Origin of the sequence: Geminisphaera colitermitum TAV2, assembly GCF_000171235.2 — a bacterium.
Taxonomy (GTDB): Bacteria; Verrucomicrobiota; Verrucomicrobiia; order Opitutales; family Opitutaceae; genus Geminisphaera; species Geminisphaera colitermitum.
The window spans coordinates 35,820-52,983 of sequence record NZ_ABEA03000080.1; the positions used below are offsets into that span (position 1 = coordinate 35,820).

The following is a 17,164-nucleotide window of genomic DNA, read 5'->3' on the forward strand; positions in this document are numbered from 1 at the left end:
CGATACCGGATCGTTCCCGGAATGCCGTCAGCCATCTAACACAACAATACCAAGGTCATCACCATGAATACATACCACATGAAGAAACTGCTCCATCGCGGCCTGTCCGTTGCGCTGCTCGGCACCATCATTTCGGCAGCCAATGCCGAGACGCTTGTTCAATACAACATAGGAAGCACAGGAGGAGTATTCACCGATGCATCAACTAATGCCAACCCTGTCGCGATTGATCTCACCAGCATCACTGCACACAACCTTAGTAAATTCGCAAATGTTGGCAACCAACTCAACGTGACAACCTCCGCCACAAGTGCGACCTGGGATGTAAATGCCGCCTTGCAATCGGAAAATTACGTCACCTTCACCGTCAGTGCCAAAGACGGCTACAATCTTGCATTAGACAGCTTCAGCATCAGGGCAAATGGAGGAGTGAATCGGGGCTTTTACATTTTATCCTCTACGGGAGGATGGACATCGGACAAGTTATTGGAGAGCGCACATTCCTATTCTGGAAGCACGACACTGACTGGCAGTTATGCAACTTATTCCGTATCGTTGACAGGGATCACCATCCAAGCTGGTGATTCAATTACGTTCCGCATCTATGTTCAGGCGGCAGCGACAAGCAGTAACTTTTACTTCGATGACATCACGCTGAACGGAACGATTGTTTCCTCACCCAACATTCCCGAACCCTCGACAGTCACTTTACTGGCCGGCATCATCGGGCTCCTTGTGTTTGTTGCCTCCCGGCGAAACCGTCGCGGAGCGAACGACGGCCAATAAAAACAGCCAATAATCCAAATATCCCGAGAATAAATACACACATTGCTGGCTCCGGGATCACGCCGGAGACGACGGCACTCCGCCACGCCACGGCGTAGTCGGCAGCGAGATCTTTGGACGTCACCAAAAAATAGTAGTCGCCCGCCGACAGTCCGACAATCGACAAGTATTCCAGATTGCCCGTGGCGTAATCGCTGAACGCAATCAAAGTGCCGCTCGTTGCGTCGAACAACGAAACACCCAAGTCCGCCAGCGTGAGTTGCATGTTGTTATAGTCGCCCGCAGTCGGTTCGTAGATCGCGTTCCATGTGAGGCACAGGTTAAAATCGGAAGCCGCAGCCAGACTGAACTGATACGTGACGTTCTCGCTGGCGGTCACGCTGCCAAAATCCCAGCCCGTGTTGGCCACATCCGCCACGCCGCCAGAGGCCACATTCTGCTCACCCGCCGCCAGAATGTTGTAACTGTTATATTGGGATATGTCTGCGCAATGTGACCACTCCTTCAAAACACGACAATAGAGTTTTTGGAAATGGCGCAGACGTCCCGCCCGCTTCTGTCGTTACTCCTCCACGGTGCGGCGTTTTTTGAGTTGGTTGGTCAGATAAAAATCCTGCCCTGCCTCGCGCCATGCCGTGATCCACAGGCAGGCGAGCATCCGCCCACCTTCCTGCAAACGCTGTTCGATAAACGCCCGGCCCTTGCGCGTCGCGGGCGGCGCGTTCAACTCGCCAGCTTTCTCCAATTCGTAGAGCGGAATCACTTGTTCGTGCTGACGAACCAAATACGCCAGCGCCGCCTCAAACACCGGATCGCGCCGGGCGTCATTCCCCCCCCTCCCCTCCCCGGACAACGTCAACGGATCAGCCTTAAATGCACGCGGCAGCAAATCCGCCACCGTGATCCGCGCGGCGGCGATGTAACCGCCATCAATCCACGAATGCAGTGTGCGCCGCGTGGTGAAACCGCGCGGATTGGCCGCGCTTCCCGCCTCGCCCGCCCAGCCGTTGAAGTGTTTTGTGGTGTGCAACGGCTGCGCGCCATCGCCCACGTAATGGCCGAGCAAACCCATCTGGTAAACGACGTTGGCGCGCGCATTGGCGACCTCCTCCGGCGTGCCCAGCGCCTCGTAGGCCTTCAGATAGGTGAAGGCGGATTTGACGCGCCCGTAGTTTTCCGTGATCGCCCACGGCAGGAAACCCACGAGGTCACGCGTGCGATCCTTGTCCTTCGATCCAGATTTCGGATACGCCGACGGGCGCGCGGCCCGGGCTTCCGCCAGTTGCACGGCAAAGACCTGCCGAAACTCGCTCAACTTCGCCAGCGGCAGACCACCCTCGACCAGGTATTCGATGTCGAAAAAATGATCCGGTGTCTGCGCATGACGTAGCGGACCGTCCTCGACATTGCGCCAGCGATCCGGCTCACCCGACAAAAACGCGATTCGTTCCGCATTGGCCGCTTCGCGCACAAACGCCGGAAACTCCGGAGGCAATGCCGCCAGCGCAAGCTGGTTGACGATCCGGTGCCCCTCGTAATCCCACGCCCGCAGCGACGACAGCGAACCTGCAAGGCACCAACATATCAGAAAAATGAACCTGTTTTTCATCACATTTTTTCAACCACTAATTCACACTAATGGACACTAATAATCCTACCTTGAAATTGTATCGGGAAAGCGGATTCACTTCTACTTCATTAGTGTCCATTAGTGTGAATTAGTGGTTAACCTCATTTCAATTCCCACTCGTAGTGGTAGTCCGACAACATCAGCGGCGGCGCGCCTTCCGTGACCTGCACCACGTCTTCGATCCGACAACCACCAAGACCCGCGCCCGGATAATAAAGCCCCGGCTCCACCGTGACCACCGAACCCGCCTTGAGCGTGTAATCAACCGTGGACACGCGTGGAGCCTCGTGCACCGCCAGCCCCAAGCCGTGCCCCGTGCCGTGGAAAAAGCCCACCGATCCCTTCGCCGAGCGCTTCGTTTTGAACCCACGCGTATTAAAAACATGGATACACTCACCATGCACATCCTTGCCGTTGACCCCGGCCCGGATCGCACCCAGCGCGGCCGCCTGCGCCTCGCGCACCGCCGCAACCAGCGCCCGTTGCGCCTCGCTCGCGCGCCCTTTCAGAAACGTGCGCGTCATATCTCCATGATAACCGGACGTCATCACACGCGGGAACACATCGACCACGATCAACTCACCCGCGCGCAACGGACCGTGCCCGCGCTCATGCGGGTCGCACGCCTGGTCGCCGCCAGCCGCGATGGTTCCGATGGAAAGCGCCCCGGCCTCCAGACACGCCACCTCAATCGCGGTGCGCAGCCGCTCCGACGTGAGCACCGCGCCATCATAGCGCAGCACGCCGCCGCGCACTTTGGCGGCGCGCAACACTCGCTCCGCCGCCGCGATGCCGATGGCGCTGGCCCGGTTGCCCTCTCGGATCGCCTCCGCCTCGGCAGCCGTCTTGATCTCCCGCTCCGGGAAAAGCACATCCGCCGGACGCACACCGACGCCACGTTCGCGCAACCGGTCGGCCAGCCCTGCCGGAAAATCATCCGCCACCCCGAACTCCCTCACCTCGTAACGCGCGGCCAGCAACGCGATGACATCCGCCGGCCCGGGCCGCTTGTCCTTGGGCAGCGCGAACACGCGTCTGGCCCGGTTGAGCAACGGTTCCAGAGCCAGCACCACGTCAAAGCCCGACGCTCGTTTGGCGCGCCCGAATTCGAGCGCGTTGAGAACGGCGATTTTGCGCCCTCCCACTCGCACCGCGATGAACGGATCGGGAGCATGAAATCCTCCGAAGTAAAGCATGTCGGCGCTTCGTTCGGTATCCGCATAAAGCAAAACCGGCGGAGGCGGCTGGGGAGCGAATTCAGTCTGGGAGGAACGGGAGGAGCGGGAAAAATGTGCCACGTTGACGTTGTGTTTGTAGGAGCGCTCATTACCCAGACCCACACACGAAACGCAAATCCGGTTTTGAAACCCGAAGACATGAAATGAAAACCACCCTCGCTCGAAAAACCTCCCGCTGGCTGCCATTTCTGGCATCAACCGTCCTGCTGCTGGGCACCGGTCTGGCCGGTTGCAATGACGAAGCCCCCCCCCCCCCCCTGCCAGCGTCTGCCGTCAAAGGCGCTGGGGAGTTTTTCACCATCAAGGTGGGTGCGGCCACTGCGCGCATCCAGCTTGCCGTGACCGAGGCAGAGCAACGCCACGGCCTCATGGGCCGCACCGATCTGGGCAACGACGACGGCATGATTTTCATCTACACCCTGCCGCAGCGAATGAGTTTCTGGATGCGCGACACGCCCACGCCCCTCGACATCGGTTTTTTCGACAAGGACGGCATCCTTCGCGAAGTGTATCCACTTCATCCCTACGACGAAACCCCGGTTTTTTCCAAAAGCCGCGCCCTGCTCTACGCGCTGGAGATGAAGCAAGGCTGGTATGCCGCGCGCGGCGTGCGCCCCGGTGACAAGCTCGATCTGACCGCCCTCGCCGCCGCATTGAAAGCGCGCGGATTTACCCGGCATCAGGCTGATCTTGTTCATATACCACGGCATGGGCTGCCGGTTCCTCAACCCGGCAGGGGTTCACAAACGGCGATACGGTCGTCAACGTCTGCGCTCGGCATCACGGAAAAATCATGGTTTGAAGGAACCCAGTTGGTCGCCTCACATCCGCACAATCATGAAAAGTCACATCAAACTTTTTGAGGACAAAAAAGTCCGCTCTGTCTGGAATGAAACCGAAGAAAAATGGTATTTCTCCGTTACCGACGTCATTGAAGTTCTGACCGGAACCGACCGCCCTCGAAAATATTGGAACGACCTGAAAACAAAGCTGAAAAAAGAAGGTTCCCAGTTGTCCGATTTTATCGGACAACTGAAATTAACATCCTCTGATGGAAAAAGTTATCTTACTGACGTTGCTGATGCCAAGCAACTCCTCCGGCTCATTCAATCGGTGCCCTCGCCCAAGGCCGAACCGTTCAAACTCTGGCTTGCTCAAGTCGGCTCCGACCGCCTGGACGAAATCGAAAATCCCGAACTCGCCGTCCAGCGCACCCGCGAAGTTTATAAATCCAAGGGTTATCCCGATGACTGGATCGAAAAACGCCTGCGCAGCATCGCCATCCGCGAAGAGCTAACCAGCGAATGGAAAAACAGGGACGTCCAGGAAAGCCGCGATTACGCCATCCTGACCGCTGAAATATCCAAGGCTACCTTCGGCCTCACCCCCTCGCAATACAAGCAACTCAAAGGCCTGAAACGTGAAAACCTGCGCGATCACATGACCGACCTTGAGCTTATTTTTTCCATGCTCGGCGAAGCTTCCACCACTGAGATTGTGCGCACCCAAAACCCGATCGGATTTGAACAAAACAAGGCGGTTGCGAAGGAAGGCGGTAAAATCGCCGGGGACGCCCTCAATGCCCTCGAAACCAAAACAGGCAAACGCATCGTCTCCCGCAAAAATTATCTCCAAAATCCATCTGCCCCCTCCGCCCTGACCTGATCCCCCCCCCCCCGCGTCTGCCGTCAAAGGTGCCGGGGAGTTTTTCACCATCAAGGTAGGTGGGGCCACCGCGCGCATCCAGCTTGCCGTGACCGAGGCGGAACAACGCCACGGCCTCATGGGCCGCACCGATCTGGGCAACGACGACGGCACGATTTTCATCTACACCCTGCCGCAGCGAATGAGTTTCTGGATGCGCGACACGCCCACGCCCCTCGACATCGGTTTTTTCGACAAGGACGGCATCCTTCGCGAAGTGTATCCACTTCATCCCTACGACGAAACCCCGGTTTTCTCCAAAAGCCGCGCGCGGTGTGCGCCCCGGTGACAAGCTCGACCTGGCCGCTCTCGCCGCCGCATTGAAAGCGCGCGGATTTACCCCGGCATCAGGCTGATCTTGTTCATATACCACGGCATGGGCTGCCGGTTCCTCAACCCGCGCGGCGTAACGCCGGCGTGGATACGCAGTGCCCGCAACAACGACGACGTGTCGCGGTAATTCAATAAATCGGCGATCTCCTTGACCTTTAGATCCGTCTTCTTTGCCAGCCACGCCCCCGCGCTCAACCGCGCCTCCACTAGGCACCGCCGGAACGTCATCCCGGTGGCACGGCGAAACGTCCTGGAAAAATGAGATTCCGACACCCGCACCTGCGCGGCCACCTTCGGCAGCGCGATGTCGCGCCAGTAATTATTTCTCAAATACGCCAAGGACTCCTTCACCACGCCCGGTCCCACCGACAACCGATCCAGGAAATAATTCGGCACCTTTTCCATCACGATCCGCCCCTGCGCGTCGCGTGCCACCTGCGCATCCGCCAGACTCTCCGTCACCGCCATGCCCAGCGTCTGCCGGATGTAATCCGCGATCAACCGTGCCGAATCCTCAAACTCCGCCAACCCCCGTATCACTCGTGTCCCCCCTCCCCCCCCCCGCCTCCTTGTCGTCGGCAAAGCCGGCAGCTTTGCCATTTCCTCCCGCAGTCGCCCTTCCGGCAGCCCCCACGCCGCCGCCGTCCTCCGCGCACACGCCTCTCCGGTCTCCGCCGACGCCGGCCCCGCCTGCCCGATAAACACCGCTCCCAGCACCCGCGTGCCAACCCGAATCGGTACCACCAAATCCGATACGCCCGCATGACACCGATGCACGAACGCCCGCGTCGCCCTGCCCGCCTGCTCCGCCCGCCACGTCTCCGTCTTGATGCACCGCGCCTCCGCCCCCGGATCTGTTTTTACCAGCGCGCAATACCCCGAACAATGCGTGCGCCGCTCGTAAGGCATCCCCAGCCGGTCGCTCTCCATCGAAAAGTAGCCGAAATCGTAAATGCACACGCGCAGCCCCGTGACCCTCTCCCAATGGGCACAGAAGCGTTCAAGCAACGAGACGGATGTTGGATGACTCATTTTAAACGAAGGCAGATAATGCCGATTATTGAGCAGAAACAGCCATTTACCCGCAACCAATAACTTGGCACACTAACGCATCCAGTCCCCGCCTCCCCATGACACCAAGACATCCTTCCAATCACCAGCCTCCAGCCCTCCCGCCGGGCTTCACCTTGATCGAACTCCTGACCGTCATTGCCATCATCGGCATTCTTGCCGGCATTCTCATCCCCACCGTTGGAAAAGTCCGAGCCACTGCCAAACAAACCGTTTGCACCTCCAATCTTCGCCAACTCCATCTCGCAGCCGAAATGTTTGCGAACGACAACAAAGGCCGGCTCCCCTCCGTCCTCGACAAATCAGGAAAATCCTGGGCCAAAATCCTCCAGACCGGCTACCTCCAGAACATCAACATCCTGCAATGTCCCGCCGCCACCTCGAAAATTGATCCGGTAACGGTGAGCGGGGTCCTGCAAGCCAGAGACCACAGCATTTCGTATGGATACAACCGATACATCCCCGGCCTGAATACGGACCCCAAAACCATCCGACATTCGCTTTCTTACCCCAAGCGACTGCTGCTTTTTTCCGATTCCTGCGACGACGGCACCGCCAACCAGTATTATGTGGGCACCGACCTCAAAATGAACTTCGAGCGACACGGCGGTCCCGGAGGTGCGGTGAACATCATCCATGTTGACGGCAGTCTTGCCCGCATGACCAAAGCCCAATTCGAGGCTCTCGACGCCACCGCCGTAAAACAAACGTGGAACCCTCTTTAACCCGACCTTCCCAACACACCACAACCTACATCACATCGCCCCCCCCCGAACCCGCATGTCCATTCCGATCAAGACCACGCTCAGCAGTCCGGCCATCACCGCCGCGCTCGACGACCTCCATCGAGATCTCACCACCGTGCTGCCAAACACCCCGGACCTTGAACGTTGGACAATGAACATTGAGCGCACCGATACCCTTGCGCCGGAAACCTTCATTCTCGAAGTCACCACCGACAACCGCATCTCCATCACCGCCAGCGACGACCTTGGTACGATCTACGGCATCTACGAATTTTCCCACCGCATCCTCGGCATTGATCCCCTCTGGTTTTGGAAAGCAATCACGCCCCCCCCGCTCGCCAGCTTCGCACCCGCCCCGCAACGCATCGAATCCCTTGCGCCCGCCTTCCGCTACCGCGGCTGGTTCATCAACGACGAAGACCTCCTCTGTCGCTGGAAAGAAAGCGGAAACTCCCGCTTCACCGACTGGCCCAAACGTGAGCAAACATTAAAACTCCCCCTCGTCGAAGAGCACAACGAACGACGCCTCTTGGATTGTTACACACCCGTGGTTGCCCCCGAAGTCATGGAAAAAGTCTTCGAGACACTCCTGCGTTTGGGCGGCAATCTCATCATCCCCGGCTCCTTCATAGACGTCTTTAACGAACCCGAAGCCGCGATCATTCGCGCGGCCGCCCGGCGCGGACTTTTCGTTTCGCAACACCATGTGGAGCCGCTCGGTGTCAGCCATTTTGGATACGAAACGTGGTGGGGACGACGTGGAAAATCCCCCACCTTTTCCTACCGCGAAGATCCGCAGTCCATGCACGAATGCTGGAAAGCTTACGCCGAACGCTGGAACGCGTTGGCCGGGGACCGCATCATCTGGCAAACAGGTCTGCGCGGACGTGGCGACCGTCCCCTGTGGCATCATGATCCCCACGCGCGGGAACGCGCCGGAGAATTCATCTCCTCGGCGCTTGCCGACCAGATGAACATCATTCGCACCGTGGACCCGCGACCCGCTCCTCCGGCCACACTGACATTGTGGCTTGAGGGGGCCGAACTCATGAAAGACGGAAAACTGGATGTGCCCGCGGAAGTGATTTACGTGTTCACGGATCACCCTCTCACCCAGGAAATGCAGGAGGATTTCCAAAAAGTCCCCCGCACACCCGAACGCCGGCGCGGATTTTATTATCATGTGGCCGTCTGGTGCGCTGGGCCGCACCTGGCGCAAGGACCGACACCGGGGAAAATCAGTCGGACCGTGAATGAAGTCCGGGCCAAAGGCGACACGGCCTATGCGATTTTGAACGTCTCAAATGTGCGCGAGCATCTGATGGGCATCGCTGTCTGGATGCGACAAGTGTGGAACCCCTCGCCTGTCTCCACAGATTATTTTCTGTCCGAATGGTGTCCCAACGGCACCACACCGCTGTATCGACGATTGCTTGACGCCATCCCCGTGCGCGAGGACTGGAGTCTTTATGACGGCAGTGCTCGCCTTCTGATCGAACGGTTGCTATCAGCCTCGGAAACCGGACGTCCGCCGGACGATATTTTTAAGCTCTTTGCTATTTTTGAGCCTTTCGAGAAAGAGCGGCAGCGAACGCAGTCCGTATTGCGCACCGCCTGTGTCGCGCTGGAAGGCATATTGCAAGAAGCCCCCGACATCATTGCGTCTCTGCCGCCCGACGAGGCGAATTTCGTGACAGCCAATCTCGTTGTCCACGCGACCATTTTGCGCGGCCTTTACGCGGCGGTTGACGCACTTTTGGAATCCGCCCCCCGGTATCCCGAAGCTGCCACGGCCCTCCAATCGATCCTTGACGCTTATCCCGGAGCCGAGACCGGACGCTGGAAACACTGGTATCGCGGCGACACCAAAATGGGCATCGCCCGCCTTTTGACCCGCATCCACGCACTCCACTAGCAACGAACGCCGCACCGTCCCCCCCGCACATACACACACTCTCTTCACACCCGACACTCATGCCCTCCTTTCGCCACACGCCCACCACCCTTTTCTTTCTTGTTGCGGCCACCTGTATCCAAGCCGCCACGACATACATCGTGGACAACCGCCACCCCGCCGCCACCGACACCAACCCCGGCACCACAACCGAAAAACCACTCCTCACGATCAACGCCGCCGCGCAACTCGCTCAACCCGGCGACACCATTGAAATCGCCCCCGGCATCTACCGCGAACGCGTCATTCCCACGCGCGGTGGCGAGACCGGACAACCCATCACCTATCGCGCCCGCAAACCCGGCACCGTCACCATCAAAGGCTCCGACGAATGGCATCCCGACTGGTCACCGCTTACCCCGCTCCTTCCGGTTTCCGAAAACCTGCGAACACAGCTTTACCGCGCCCCCCTCGACCTCGCCCTGTTCGCCGATTGGCGTCCCCATCGTGACCCGCGCCTCGCCGTCACGCCCAGCCCCTTTCACGAAGAAAACATCCCCTCCAACGGACAGGACAAACTCGCCAAAGCCGACAAACTCGTCGGCCCTCCGCTCACCGTCCTCGCCCGCCCCACAACCCTCCCCGGCCACTGGCCCCTCGTCATCGGCCAGCTCTACGCCAACGGCCAGCCCCTCGCCCAAACTCGCGATCCCGACGAACTGGCCCGCCTGCCCGGCAGCTTCACCGTTGATGCAGACGGCGCGCACATCCTCGTCCACCTACCCACCTCCGCCACCCGCCCTGACGAACTCGCATGGGAAATCACCACCCGCGAAAGCATCTTCGCCCCGGCCAAACGCAGACTCGGTCACATCATCCTTGAAGACCTCATCTTCGAACACGCCGCCAACCAGTCCCCCTGGCCCAGCGTAGGCGCGGTCAGCGTTCGCAACGGTCATGACTGGATCATCCGCCGCTGCACCATCCGCCACGCCGCCTCCGTCGGACTCGATATCGGCGGCGAATGGTTCGACGGCACCCGCCTCTTTGGCGATGCTCCTGATTCCCGAAGTCACCTCATCGAAGACTGCACCATTCACGACAACGGACTCACCGGCATCTACGGCTACGAAGTCCGCGACGTCACGATCCGCCGCAACGAAATCCACTCCAACAACCGTCTCGGTTTTATCAACGGACTCAACGCCCGCTGGGAAGAATACGCCGGCATCAAACTCCTCCACGCCCGCCGCATTCGCATCGAAGACAACTACGTTCACGACAACCACGCCTTCGGCATCTGGTTCGACAACCAATGGCAAGGCTCCCGCATCTCCCGAAACCTCGTCGTTGGAAACCAGTTTGGCGGCATTTTTATTGAATTCGGAACTGCCCCCACTGCTCCGCTTCTCATCGACAACAACATCGTCCTCTTCACCGACGAAGGCTCCGGCATCTACTGCCACGACGCCAGCAACGTCATCATCGCCAGCAACCTCTTGTATCAGAACAAAGACTACGGACTCTGGATGTGGTCCGTGAGTCCCCGAGGCGGCACCAGCGACAACCACGCAACCGCCAACATTTTTTACGGCAACGGAGCTGGCAACATCGGCTATCCCGGCCTCGGCGAGATCAACAAAAACAACACCTCCGACTACAACCTCTTCGCCAACAAAACCTGGGCGCGCAGCGCCGACGCCCCGACATTCTCCCTTCACGAAAGCAACTCCAAGCCCTCCGTCACGCGCCCGCAAGTTGCCCACCAGATCACCGACGCCCTGAACGCCTCCGGAGGACCGGATGCCACCTTGCCCTACGAACACTGGCGCGCCCAACCCGCCCGCGCCCTTACCCTCGGCCAATGGCAAACCATCACCGGCAACGACCGCCACAGCCTTTCCGGCGGCGGCTTCGCCAAAGCCCTCTACCGCCCCGCGCTCCGCCAGCTTGAAATCATCCCCCACGCCAACCTCGGCCAACTCAAGGCTCCTGTGACCAAGGACGCCGAACGCGACTACTTCGGACGCCTCCGCCCCGCAAACGGCACCGCGCCCGCCGGCCCCTTTTTCTTCAGCCAGGACGAACTCACACGCGTCACCACCTTTGCCAGCTACGGACGGAACAAAGAAAAACAACTCATTCGGAAAGACAACGAACGCCACGGCCTCCAAAACCTCATCCTCTGGCCCAAGCCCCCCCTGACTACACCCGCAAACTAAACCACCCGCGTCCTCCCCCCCCCCGATCTCAAATTCAACCACCATGAAACACCACCTCTGCTCTGCCACGCTGCTGCTCATCCTCGGTGCGCTTACCGGCACTGCGGCTGCCATTGCTGCCAGCGCTGACAATGACCTCATCCATTCGACGACCTTTGCTGCGCCCGCCGACTTCACCGACAACTTCGAAACCACAACCCCCGCCCAAGGTGTTTCCGAGATGAAACACGATCAGCACTCCGATGGTCACGGGATCCGCAAAACTGGCCCCGGCCTGCAATCCTCCCTCCTCAGCCGCCCTGCGAAAACAGTCTCCATTGAAAACGCCAGCATCACCGCCCGCTTCCGTTTTGCCACGCTCCTGAAAGGACCAAGTTTCGGCTTTTGGGCGCGGGTGGATACGCACACCACCACCGGCTACCTCGGCATCATTTCCTTCGACGACCCGCAAAACGTCCGCCTCCGCATCTTCGACAGCGACTCCAACCCCGGCAAACAGTCCGCCGGCACGCTGCTCAAGGACGAACACATCAAAATCACCACAGCCCTCTCCACCAAAGTTTTTTACCGGGGCGCCTTTCGCGTCATCACCACCCCGGCAGGCGAAGCAAGCCTCTCACTTCAACTGTCCGCGGACGACGGCACGCCACTCACGAACACCCTCGCCACCGACACGACCAACCCCCGCCTCGCGTCCGGACGCACTGGCGTTCGCATCGCAGGCCAGACCATCGTTTGGGACGATTTTACCCTTTCTCGCGTTAAATAACCACGCTCCACAACCAAACCACTCCACAAAAACATCCAAAAAATGAATACAAAAACACGGCATCTCACCATTATTGCCACGCTCGCCACCCTGGCCGCGCTGGCCGTCTTCCCGCTCGTCGTCCGCGCTGCGGATTTCTCCACGGACTTCACCAACACCAGCAATTTCACCAACAACTTCGTTTTCCAGACGGCATCTGGGGCCGCCACGTTCGACAGTTACACCCTCTCCGGTGCAACGGCTCCGATTCTTCGCAAAAAAGGAACAGGCAGTCAGTCCGCCATCCTTAAAACAGGCGAGTCGCCGGACCTTTTCGATGATGTCACCATTACCGCCGATGTAAGATTCAGCGGCAGCGGCCCCAGCATAGGTCTCTACTCACGTGTGGGAACCGACGGCAAAGGCTATGTCGGACTCATTGACATCAAGAGCGCCACCAGCGTCCAGTTCCGCATCTACGACAGCGATTCGAATGCTGCATCCAGCGGAGTAGGAACTGCGCGCCTCACCGAAACAGTCACTTTGGATGGGGTGACATTGAGTTATGCTTCCTTCTACACCATTTCCTTCACCACCATCACCATGGACAGCAATACAGTGAAATTGACACTGACGCTATCCAGCCTGAGCGGCGATGAGATTGCCTCACGGTCATACAGTGACACCACAAGTCCGGTTCTCACGCCGGGACAGGTTGGTTTCCGCACTGCTTCCGAAACACTCTATATCAACAACTTCTCCGCCACCACCGTCAGCACCGTTCCCGAACCCGCCACGACTCCGGTCCTTATCGCTGCCGCCGCTCTTGCGTTCCTCGCCTGCACCCGTCCGCGCCGGGCAACGGTTCGCAAGCGGCGATGAGATCGTCCACGTGAGCACTCGCCATTGCGACCACCGTGTCGGCGGCGCCGTAGTAAAGACGCGCCTCGCCGTTGTCCTCGAGGATGAGGCCGCACGGGAAAATCACGCTGCCGCGGAAACCATCGAGTTCGTAGTCGGCCTCGGGCGTCAGAAGCGGCTTGCGACACAGACCGATAACCTTTGTCGGGTCCTCCAAATCGAGCAGCATCAACCCCGCGTCGTAACGTTTGATCCACGGCGATTTTTCCCAGCCTTTTAACGGATGTAGCTCATCTTTGAATACACTATGGATCGGCGTCAGCCAGCCGGCGCGTGTGCGCACCGGCGGGGCGGCAGGGCCGATCTTGCTGTTGGCAAACGGCACCTCCTCGCTCCCCAAGACCAAGCGCGTGTCGCCCCAGTAACACAAATCAGGAGAACGGCTCGCCCAGATTTCAAACGCCTCCGGCTTGCCGCGACCATAGATCGGAAACGGACGCTCCAAACGCACATATTCGCCGCCGATTTTCTCAGGAAACACGACCATGTTGCGATTGTCGGGCGTCGAAAGACTGAGAAATTTGAACGACGAAAAATCCTCCGTCGTTGCCACGCCACCCAGCACGCCGTGAGCCGTGTCCACTGCGAAACAAAGGATCAGACGCCCGTCCACCACCGTGATGCGCGGATCATACACACGACGAATTTCCTGCGGACCAAAGCGCTTCACGTTGTAAAGCCCGGCCAGCGCAACACGCGCACGCTCCTCGTCAAACACGGGCTCCTTGGTGACCGTCCACTTGATGCCATCATCGCTCCACGCGAGTCCCAGATTGGTGCCCTCAAACGGCGGCGGCTGTCCCCAAGTGCCGTAGTCGTTGCGAAACAACATGACATAGCGTCCCTGATATTTGGCGACGCCGGCATTAAACACCGTCGTGGCCTTGAAGGGACAGTCGGTGTGCTTGAGGACAGGATTGGCGGGATGACGAGTGAGCATGGCGTCGGAAAATAAAACCGGAAAACAGAACTGACCCGCCGCGCACAACCCGGCAACCCACCCGGACATGAACACGTTCATATTCGCCGATGTCGCCCCTCCCCCCCCCCCTCCTGTCCTTTTCTCGACTGCCTATAGGGCCGGAGGCAAAGGACTTGGCGGATGCAATATCAATGCGCGCAACCGTCCCGCTTCTTCCAGATAGCCACTCTCGCGGCGCAACGCGGCGTCAAGCAAAGCACCAGCAGCCTCCGAATCGCCAATCTCGTAAAAACGCAACGCGCACGCCGTGGCACCCTGCGAGGCATACAAATCGTTGTCCCAATCGAAATCGCCCGGCCTCACATCGGATGCCGCACGCATTCCAGAAAGCACTGCTTGTGCGATTTGGTAAGCCTTGCGATTCGTCTTCAATGCAATGATCGCCTCGCGCGCACGCACCGCCGCGACGGAATCCCCCTCGTGCAAAGCGGCCTCATAAAGCGTGATTTTCCCGATCAAATTATGCGGACGGCTCCGATCAAACTTTGTGGCAAGGGCACGGGCGCGTGGCAAATCCCGCAACGCAATGCTGACCCGGCATTGCTCGGCCACCTCGTCGAGCGACCGGATTGACGCCACCGGCGTCGAAATATCACGCGCGCCAAAACCCGCCGCATAGTTGCGCGCCCGACCATGCCCCAGGTAAAATAACGTCAGCCAGCGATTCATCGTCCGGTCCCCCGTCAATTCCGCGCACCGTTTCTCCGCATCATCCGTGCGCCCCTGCCGCTCGATAATCTCGATCGAAGCGAGCTCTTGGCGCAGCCCCGACTTTGCCATCCATGCGTTGTAATTTTCCCGTCCATTCCAGTTGCCAAAATTGACGACGGGGCCGATCTCACCAAGAAGCTGGCGCACCCGCCTCCAGTCTCCGGTCAGGCCCGCCGCATAACAAAACCGGGACTGGATCAGAAACCGTTTTGCCGCTGGCGTCCGCCCCAGCCATGTCTCGTAACCACGCACCATCCGGGCGTAATCTGGATGGTGCAAAACCACGAACTTGTCCTCCTCCCGGTTTGCCGCCGAGCCAAGAAGCCGTGCATAAAGAATGTCACCCTCAGCCCCCCCCAGCCGCTCCGCTACGCCGGCGGCATAATATTCCAATTCACCCGGTTTCCCAAACCAGCGCGGCAGCAAATAATTTCCCATCAAATTGTAGGCCGGGAAAAAACCCGGCTCACGTTCTGTCACTTCATCCAGCAAGCGGCGCGCCTCTTCGAAATCTCCCGGAGCCCGAATGCCAGCCGCCAGATAGACACCATAAAGCGATGTTGTGACCGACACTGGCGACGCCGCCAGCACCTCCAACGCCCTGCCGCGGCGCTCCTTGAAAAGTTTCCGCCCCTCCGGGGAAACACTGCTGGCAAACCCCGTCCCGCGCGCCTTCCACGCGTAATCCATGTAAAAAGTCGCCTGCATCAAGCGGGCGGGCGTCGAATCGGGATGCGACTCCACCCATTTTTTAATCATTTCCTCCCGCGCCTTCCACTCGGCGTCTCCTTTTTTTGAATACGGACCAAAGCCCTCGAAATATCCACACAAGTCGCTCCAGGAATCGGTAATCGCAAACGGTCCCTCCGCGACCTTCGCATAAAGCGCCTCAAGCTCGTTATATTTGGCAGCAGCAAGCAGCCTGCCCACCTGTTGCCCGACCGATTGCGCGGAAACCGCGCTCACCAGACACGCCCAAAACAGCAAGATCATCATAACCGGACGAAGGCAGTTCATGGACGCATGAAACTCGCATGGCTCACTCGTTCAGCAATGACAAAATCCCCTCCCCCCCCCCCCCCCGTTCCCACCCTGCTTCATCCTGAATGATGAGGATGAGAGCATGATGGAGAAAATAGAGCAGTTTCATTTAAACTGTAGCCATTTGATACCTGGTAGGGAGGCCTCGGAGAGGCCTCCCTACCGTTAAGACGACGGCTATATCTCAACTTAAAATGCTCTAATTGGCGGGAGAAAAAACCGGAAAACAGAACTGGCCCCACCTCTCCGAACCGGCAACCTGCCCGGATATGAACACGTTCATATCCGATGCCCGCGAATCCCGTCCGCCGACCCTGCGCGACGTCGCGCGCGCCGCCGGAGTAAGCCTCGCCTCCGCATCGTATGCCCTGCGCGGACACCCCACCGTGTCGGCCTCCACCCAGGCAAACGTCGCCGCCATCGCCGCGCGCCTCGGCTACCGTGCCAACCCGCAACTCTCCGCCTTCATGCAGGCCCGGCGGACGGGCCGCGCCATGCGCACCGACGCGGCCGTCGCCCTCATTTACGGCGGTCCCAGCCTGCCCGCCGAGGGCGCAAGCTACTTCGGCCTCTGCCTGCGTGGTATCCATACTGTCGCTACAGAACACGGCTACACCGTGGATCCCATCCGTTGGGATGCCGCCCGTGACCCCGGCGCGGCCCGCCTTCAGCGCATCCTCGATCAGCGCGGCCTGCGCGGACTCCTGCTCATGCCCGCCGACAAGACCAGTCGCTGGACACTGCCGCTCGACTGGTCGCGGTTTTTCGGCGTCGCCCTTGACCACTCCATCGGCGGGGTTCCCGTCCATCGCGTCACCGACCATCACTCGGCCGACATGATGACCGCGTTGACCCACATCAAAGCCGCCGGATGGCGACGCCCCGGCCTCGTGCTCGATCCGCTCAACAACGAACGCACCTGCGAAATGCGACTCGGCGCGTATCTCGCACGCACACACCACGATTTTTCCAAAGCCCCCCCTCCCCTGCTCCTCGCGCCGGGCAACAAGCGCATTGCCACGCTCCACGCCTGGCTGCGCCGTCACCGTCCCGATGTCGTCCTCTCGCCGCACCCTGGCATCGCAGACGAAATCACCTCCCTCCCCCCCCCCCCCCGGCCGGGCTCCGGGCCCGCCT

The 17,164-nt window shown here is 59.5% G+C and carries 16 protein-coding genes; 10 read left to right on the plus strand and 6 right to left on the minus strand.

Annotated features, from left to right (window positions below; translation table 11 throughout):
• Positions 1–63: 63 nt before the first annotated feature.
• Positions 64–786: a PEP-CTERM sorting domain-containing protein gene (locus OBACDRAFT_RS27500; protein ID WP_112787767.1), complete on the plus strand. Its 723-nt coding sequence runs from the start codon at positions 64–66 to the stop codon at positions 784–786.
• Here the strand turns inward: OBACDRAFT_RS27500 and OBACDRAFT_RS08215 are convergent.
• The 3 genes from OBACDRAFT_RS08215 to OBACDRAFT_RS08225 all read right to left on the minus strand — a co-directional run bounded on the left by OBACDRAFT_RS08215 (position 722) and on the right by OBACDRAFT_RS08225 (position 3,714).
• Positions 722–1,294, minus strand: coding sequence for a pre-peptidase C-terminal domain-containing protein (locus tag OBACDRAFT_RS08215; RefSeq protein WP_043584567.1), 573 nt, complete (start codon positions 1,292–1,294; stop codon positions 722–724). The genes OBACDRAFT_RS27500 and OBACDRAFT_RS08215 overlap by 65 nt on opposite strands.
• Positions 1,295–1,348: 54 nt before the next feature.
• Positions 1,349–2,395, minus strand: a complete 1,047-nt coding sequence (locus OBACDRAFT_RS08220) for a phospholipase C/P1 nuclease family protein (protein WP_043584569.1) — start codon at positions 2,393–2,395, stop codon at positions 1,349–1,351.
• A 122-nt stretch (positions 2,396–2,517) separates the two neighbouring features.
• Complete coding sequence (locus OBACDRAFT_RS08225; RefSeq protein WP_232766867.1) at positions 2,518–3,714, minus strand: M24 family metallopeptidase; 1,197 nt, start codon at positions 3,712–3,714, stop codon at positions 2,518–2,520.
• An 83-nt stretch (positions 3,715–3,797) separates the two neighbouring features.
• Here OBACDRAFT_RS08225 and OBACDRAFT_RS08230 point away from each other — a divergent pair, with 83 nt between their 5' ends.
• From OBACDRAFT_RS08230 to OBACDRAFT_RS25130, 3 genes are all read left to right on the plus strand, one after another.
• Positions 3,798–4,517, plus strand: a complete 720-nt coding sequence (locus OBACDRAFT_RS08230) for a DUF192 domain-containing protein (protein ID WP_081721901.1) — start codon at positions 3,798–3,800, stop codon at positions 4,515–4,517.
• Entirely contained in the window at positions 4,492–5,319 is an 828-nt protein-coding gene (locus OBACDRAFT_RS08235; RefSeq protein ID WP_043584571.1) for a BRO-N domain-containing protein, read from the plus strand. Before OBACDRAFT_RS08230 ends, OBACDRAFT_RS08235 begins: the two co-directional genes overlap by 26 nt.
• A gap of 88 nt (positions 5,320–5,407) precedes the next feature.
• Entirely contained in the window at positions 5,408–5,647 is a 240-nt protein-coding gene (locus tag OBACDRAFT_RS25130; RefSeq protein ID WP_052361493.1) for a DUF192 domain-containing protein, read from the plus strand.
• A gap of 47 nt (positions 5,648–5,694) precedes the next feature.
• On the opposite strand, the gene OBACDRAFT_RS08245 is transcribed toward OBACDRAFT_RS25130, so the two are convergent.
• A complete protein-coding gene (locus OBACDRAFT_RS08245; protein ID WP_081721902.1) occupies positions 5,695–6,723 on the minus strand; it encodes a PocR ligand-binding domain-containing protein in 1,029 nt (342 codons plus the stop codon).
• A 98-nt stretch (positions 6,724–6,821) separates the two neighbouring features.
• Between OBACDRAFT_RS08245 and OBACDRAFT_RS25135 the strand changes: the two genes are divergently transcribed.
• From OBACDRAFT_RS25135 to OBACDRAFT_RS08270, 5 genes are read left to right on the plus strand one after another with little or no spacing between them, the layout of a single operon-like run.
• Entirely contained in the window at positions 6,822–7,487 is a 666-nt protein-coding gene (locus OBACDRAFT_RS25135) for a type II secretion system protein (RefSeq protein WP_081721903.1), read from the plus strand.
• Positions 7,488–7,542: 55 nt separating this feature from the next.
• Positions 7,543–9,423, plus strand: a complete 1,881-nt coding sequence (locus OBACDRAFT_RS08255) for a glycosyl hydrolase 115 family protein (RefSeq protein WP_043584576.1) — start codon at positions 7,543–7,545, stop codon at positions 9,421–9,423.
• A gap of 59 nt (positions 9,424–9,482) precedes the next feature.
• Entirely contained in the window at positions 9,483–11,624 is a 2,142-nt protein-coding gene (locus OBACDRAFT_RS08260; RefSeq protein ID WP_043584578.1) for a right-handed parallel beta-helix repeat-containing protein, read from the plus strand.
• Positions 11,625–11,667: 43 nt separating this feature from the next.
• Positions 11,668–12,393, plus strand: a complete 726-nt coding sequence (locus OBACDRAFT_RS08265) for a hypothetical protein (RefSeq protein ID WP_043584580.1) — start codon at positions 11,668–11,670, stop codon at positions 12,391–12,393.
• A 42-nt stretch (positions 12,394–12,435) separates the two neighbouring features.
• Complete coding sequence (locus OBACDRAFT_RS08270) at positions 12,436–13,254, plus strand: hypothetical protein (RefSeq protein WP_043584582.1); 819 nt, start codon at positions 12,436–12,438, stop codon at positions 13,252–13,254.
• Here the strand turns inward: OBACDRAFT_RS08270 and OBACDRAFT_RS08275 are convergent.
• Together OBACDRAFT_RS08275 and OBACDRAFT_RS08280 are read right to left on the minus strand one after the other, a co-directional pair.
• Complete coding sequence (locus tag OBACDRAFT_RS08275) at positions 13,181–14,233, minus strand: glycoside hydrolase family 130 protein (protein ID WP_052361499.1); 1,053 nt, start codon at positions 14,231–14,233, stop codon at positions 13,181–13,183. The genes OBACDRAFT_RS08270 and OBACDRAFT_RS08275 overlap by 74 nt on opposite strands.
• A gap of 132 nt (positions 14,234–14,365) precedes the next feature.
• Positions 14,366–15,952, minus strand: coding sequence for a DUF4034 domain-containing protein (locus OBACDRAFT_RS08280; RefSeq protein WP_232766869.1), 1,587 nt, complete (start codon positions 15,950–15,952; stop codon positions 14,366–14,368).
• Between the two features lie 344 nt (positions 15,953–16,296).
• Here OBACDRAFT_RS08280 and OBACDRAFT_RS08285 point away from each other — a divergent pair.
• Positions 16,297–17,164 (plus strand): LacI family DNA-binding transcriptional regulator (locus OBACDRAFT_RS08285; RefSeq protein ID WP_043584619.1); only part of this gene is annotated, 868 nt, incomplete at its 3' end.

Coding starts and splice junctions, on each gene's coding strand:
- OBACDRAFT_RS08230 (WP_081721901.1), top strand. CDS start 3,798: ATGAAAACCACCCTCGCTCGAAAAACCTCCCGCTGGCTGCCATTTCTG.
- OBACDRAFT_RS27500 (WP_112787767.1), top strand. CDS start 64: ATGAATACATACCACATGAAGAAACTGCTCCATCGCGGCCTGTCCGTT.
- OBACDRAFT_RS08220 (WP_043584569.1), bottom strand. CDS start 2,395: ATGAAAAACAGGTTCATTTTTCTGATATGTTGGTGCCTTGCAGGTTCG.
- OBACDRAFT_RS25135 (WP_081721903.1), top strand. CDS start 6,822: ATGACACCAAGACATCCTTCCAATCACCAGCCTCCAGCCCTCCCGCCG.
- OBACDRAFT_RS08235 (WP_043584571.1), top strand. CDS start 4,492: ATGAAAAGTCACATCAAACTTTTTGAGGACAAAAAAGTCCGCTCTGTC.
- OBACDRAFT_RS08245 (WP_081721902.1), bottom strand. CDS start 6,723: ATGAGTCATCCAACATCCGTCTCGTTGCTTGAACGCTTCTGTGCCCAT.
- OBACDRAFT_RS08255 (WP_043584576.1), top strand. CDS start 7,543: ATGTCCATTCCGATCAAGACCACGCTCAGCAGTCCGGCCATCACCGCC.
- OBACDRAFT_RS08270 (WP_043584582.1), top strand. CDS start 12,436: ATGAATACAAAAACACGGCATCTCACCATTATTGCCACGCTCGCCACC.
- OBACDRAFT_RS08265 (WP_043584580.1), top strand. CDS start 11,668: ATGAAACACCACCTCTGCTCTGCCACGCTGCTGCTCATCCTCGGTGCG.
- OBACDRAFT_RS08275 (WP_052361499.1), bottom strand. CDS start 14,233: ATGCTCACTCGTCATCCCGCCAATCCTGTCCTCAAGCACACCGACTGT.
- OBACDRAFT_RS08260 (WP_043584578.1), top strand. CDS start 9,483: ATGCCCTCCTTTCGCCACACGCCCACCACCCTTTTCTTTCTTGTTGCG.